The organism is Roseicella aerolata, from assembly GCF_020523605.1.
GTDB classification, from domain to species: Bacteria; Pseudomonadota; Alphaproteobacteria; order Acetobacterales; family Acetobacteraceae; genus Paracraurococcus; species Paracraurococcus aerolatus.
Window position 1 is genome coordinate 1 of the sequence record NZ_JAJAQI010000121.1, and the last position, 3,291, is coordinate 3,291.

Here is a 3,291-nt window from a genome sequence, read left to right on the forward strand (position 1 = left end):
AGACGATCGGCGCCGTCAGCGATACTGTCACCGTCAGCCTGCCCGCCGTGGCCGCCTGATACGGCGGCCCAGCCCGCCGGAGATCACCGCACTCCTACACCACGCCCCGGGGCACGACCCGTCCAGCTTGGCGCGCACCCGGCAGAGAACCCGGCGCGCACTGGCCGGTGATCCGCCATGCCAGCGCGCCAGGGCCTGAGTCCAGCTGCCGGTTTCGGCGTACCAGCGGTGCAGCAGGCCGCCGGCCCAGTCGGCCGAGCGCTCGGCATCCAGCGGCCAGTCGGTGCCGCGGGCATGCACGCGGGCATTCACCTGCACGCAGCCAGCCATGATGCTGGCGCCGCGCGGGGCGGAAGCCAGCAGGGCGCGGGCCCGGGCCGCGCTGTCGGGGAAGTGGGCACGGCCGCCGATGTTCAGCGCATGGGCGTGCAGCCCGCTCTCGGACAGGGCAATCGCCACCAGCAGGCCATCCGGCAGGCCATGGATCCGCTCGGCCCGCCGGGCCGCGGCCAGGCAGGCGGTCCGCGGCGAGGGGGTCACGGGCTCCATCTGGAACGCATGGGTAATGCGCGGTGCCGGCAGCAATTCCAGGGGTGCTTCGGGCAGGCGCGGAACGCGCGCAGCCCGGGACGCCTTGCCGCTGCCAGCCCGGGCGGCACCGCGCGCGGCCGGCCGTTTTGTCCCTTGGCGCTGTACGGCCGGCTTGCCGGACCGGCTGGCATCCCGCTTCACCGCGGTCTGACCGGTTGACGCGGGCGCCGCCTTGGCGGCGAGGGCGGGTGGCGCGGCCAGTGCCGCAGCAAGAAGGGCGAGGCTGAACACCCGCGCCGCGATGACGGCACGAGGTCCGGGCCCCTGAGAAAGGGCGCCCCTTGCCAGATCCCGGTCCTGGCACGGGAACGCCGCTGAGGGTCGCCGGGAGTTGCCCACCGGCTGGCCATTCGCGGACGTCATCGCGAAGTCGCTAGCATGGTACTATGCCGCGAGCAACCTTGGTGTCCTGTTTCGGGCCGCCCCGCCCTTCCGCATCGCGGCAATACGGGCCAGATGACAGCCCAGGGTGGTCGAGACCGAGGAGTGACACCCATGCGCCGCCTGTCCCGTCGTGGCCTGCTTGCCGCCCTGCCCCTGGCGGGCTTGCCTGGCCGTGTGCGCGCGACAGGGGTGCCCCCCTACCCTGCCGCGCCGGTCACGCTGGTCGTGCCATTCTCCGCGGGCGGAGCTGCCGACATCGCCGCCCGCCTCCTCATCCGCCACGCGCCGCGCCACCTGCCGAATCCGGATGCGCTGCTGCAGGTGGAGAACCGCCCCGGCGCCTCCGGCGCGCTCGGCACGCAGTTCGTCGCGCGGGCCTTCCCGGATGGCCTGACGCTGCTGCTGGCCCGCGTCGCCTCCTCCGCCATCCTGCCGGCGACCGATCCGCGCACGCCCTATGCCTGGGACGAGTTCAGCATGCTTGGCCTGCTGGAAGAGACTCCCTTCATCCTTTGCGTGCGCGCCGACTCGCCCTGGGATCGGCTGGGCGACCTCGTCGCGGCGCTGCGCGAGCAGCCGGGTCGCCTCGCCTTCGCCACGACGGGGCCGGCCACGCTGCTCGATCTGGGTGTCCGGCACCTCTTCGTCGCAGCCGGGCTGCCGATCGATGCGGGGGTCGCCAAGCCTTTCCGCGGTGGCGGAGAAGCGGTACAGGCACTGCTGGAAGGTCAGGTGCAGTTCCTCGGCACCAATCTCAGCGACGCAATGCCGGCACTGCGCGATGGCCGCCTGCGCGGCCTCGTCATCGGAACCCCGGAGCGGCTGCAGATCCTGCCGGCCGTGCCGACGGCACGGGAGGCAGAGGTGCCGGCACTGGCCGCCGTGACCGGCTGGAGCGCGCTCTTCGGCCCGCCCGGCCTGGCGGAGGAGCCGACCCAGGCTTGGCGCGGCGTACTCTCGGCGCTGCGGCAGGATGCCGCCTGGCAAAGGGCAGTGCGCGCCACCGGCGGCATCCCGCGCCTGCTTGGCTCTGAGGAGACGCAGGCCTATCTCGGCGCCCAGGTGGCGCTCTACCGGGAGATCGGACGGCGCCTCGGGCTGATCTGAGCCTGGTTGCAAGGGGCGCCGTTGCCGCTAGCCTCGCGCTGAAGCGAGGAGCGGCAACATGGACGGCATGAGCGGCAAGATCCCTACCCAGCAGGCGGCGCTGGCGGCGCGCTACGGCGCGGCGGTTCCCCCCACCGGCCCCTGGAACGCCACCATTGCCGGGCTGCTCGATCACCGCTCCGTCCGCGGCTACCGGCCGGACCCGCTTCCGCCGGGCACGCTTGAGACGCTGGTGGCCGCGGCACAATCCGCCGCCACCTCCTCCAACCTGCAGACCTGGTCGGTGGTGACGGTCGAGGACCCGGCCGCCCGCGCGGTGATGGCGGAGGTCGCGGGCGCCCAGAAGCACATCCTGGAATGCCCGCTCTTCCTGGTCTTCCTCGCCGATGTCTCGCGCAATGACCGGCTGGGGCAGGCAGAAGGCAGGGCGCTGGAAGGCCTTCCCTTCCTCGAGACCTTCCTGGTTGCGGCGATCGACGCGGCGCTGGCCGCGCAGAATGCGGTGGTCGCGGCGGAGAGCCTCGGCCTCTCCACGGTCTATATCGGTGCGCTGCGCAACGATCCGGCGCGCGTGGCGGAGACGCTCGGCCTGCCGCCGGGTGCGGTCGGCGTCTTCGGCCTTTGCGTCGGCTATGCGAAGGCGGGGGCGGAAGGCGAGGTGAAGCCCCGCCTGCCGCAATCCATCGTGCTGCATCGCCGCCGCTATGACGCCTTGGGCGAGCCGGCAGCCCGCACGTCCTACGATGCGGAGATGCGCGGCTTCTCCCAAAGAAACGAGATGGCAGCCGATACCTGGACGGCACGCGTGATCGCCAGGATCGGGACCATTCGAGCCCTCCGCGGGCGGGACCGGCTGGCTGCGGCCCTGCATGCCCTGGGCTTCCCGCTGCGCTGAGCAGCACCGTCCCGGCCAAAGGACCGGGCGGATTGGGGCGGATGGATGATGGCCGCGTCAGGGTGTGACACTGGGCTTATGACGTCCCGACCTGCGGCCAGCGAAGTGGGCCGGGCACGCGAAGGAGCGCCGCGGCTTGTGCCGCGAAGCCAAGGCCCGGAGAGCCGCCGGCGCTCGAGGCAGGACAAGCGTTAGCAGGCTGCTGAAAAGCGCGCAGGATCGGCGGGTGCGGTAGGCTCCGGCGGACCTTCCATGCGCCCGCTGCCGCGTGGCGGCTGCCAGAAACACGTTTCCGGCGCCAGCGGCGCTCCCTT

Annotated in this window: 3 protein-coding genes; 2 read left to right on the forward strand and 1 reads right to left on the reverse strand. The window is 72.5% G+C overall.

Going from position 1 to position 3,291, the window contains the following annotated elements; genetic code table 11:
- Window positions 1-33: 33 nt before the first annotated feature.
- A complete protein-coding gene (locus LHA35_RS27975; protein WP_226614622.1) occupies window positions 34-549 on the reverse strand; it encodes a transglycosylase in 516 nt (171 codons plus the stop codon).
- Between the two features lie 537 nt (window positions 550-1,086).
- On the opposite strand from LHA35_RS27975, the gene LHA35_RS27980 reads away from it, so the two are divergent.
- Complete coding sequence (locus tag LHA35_RS27980; protein ID WP_226614630.1) at window positions 1,087-2,082, forward strand: Bug family tripartite tricarboxylate transporter substrate binding protein; 996 nt, start codon at window positions 1,087-1,089, stop codon at window positions 2,080-2,082.
- 58 nt (window positions 2,083-2,140) lie between these two features.
- A complete protein-coding gene (locus tag LHA35_RS27985) occupies window positions 2,141-2,977 on the forward strand; it encodes a nitroreductase family protein (protein ID WP_226614633.1) in 837 nt (278 codons plus the stop codon).
- Window positions 2,978-3,291 lie beyond the last annotated feature (314 nt).

What these genes read in the sequence shown, in the direction of transcription:
- LHA35_RS27975 (WP_226614622.1), bottom strand. Translation starts at nt 549, where the DNA reads ATGGAGCCCGTGACCCCCTCGCCGCGGACCGCCTGCCTGGCCGCGGCC.
- LHA35_RS27980 (WP_226614630.1), top strand. Translation starts at nt 1,087, where the DNA reads ATGCGCCGCCTGTCCCGTCGTGGCCTGCTTGCCGCCCTGCCCCTGGCG.
- LHA35_RS27985 (WP_226614633.1), top strand. Translation starts at nt 2,141, where the DNA reads ATGGACGGCATGAGCGGCAAGATCCCTACCCAGCAGGCGGCGCTGGCG.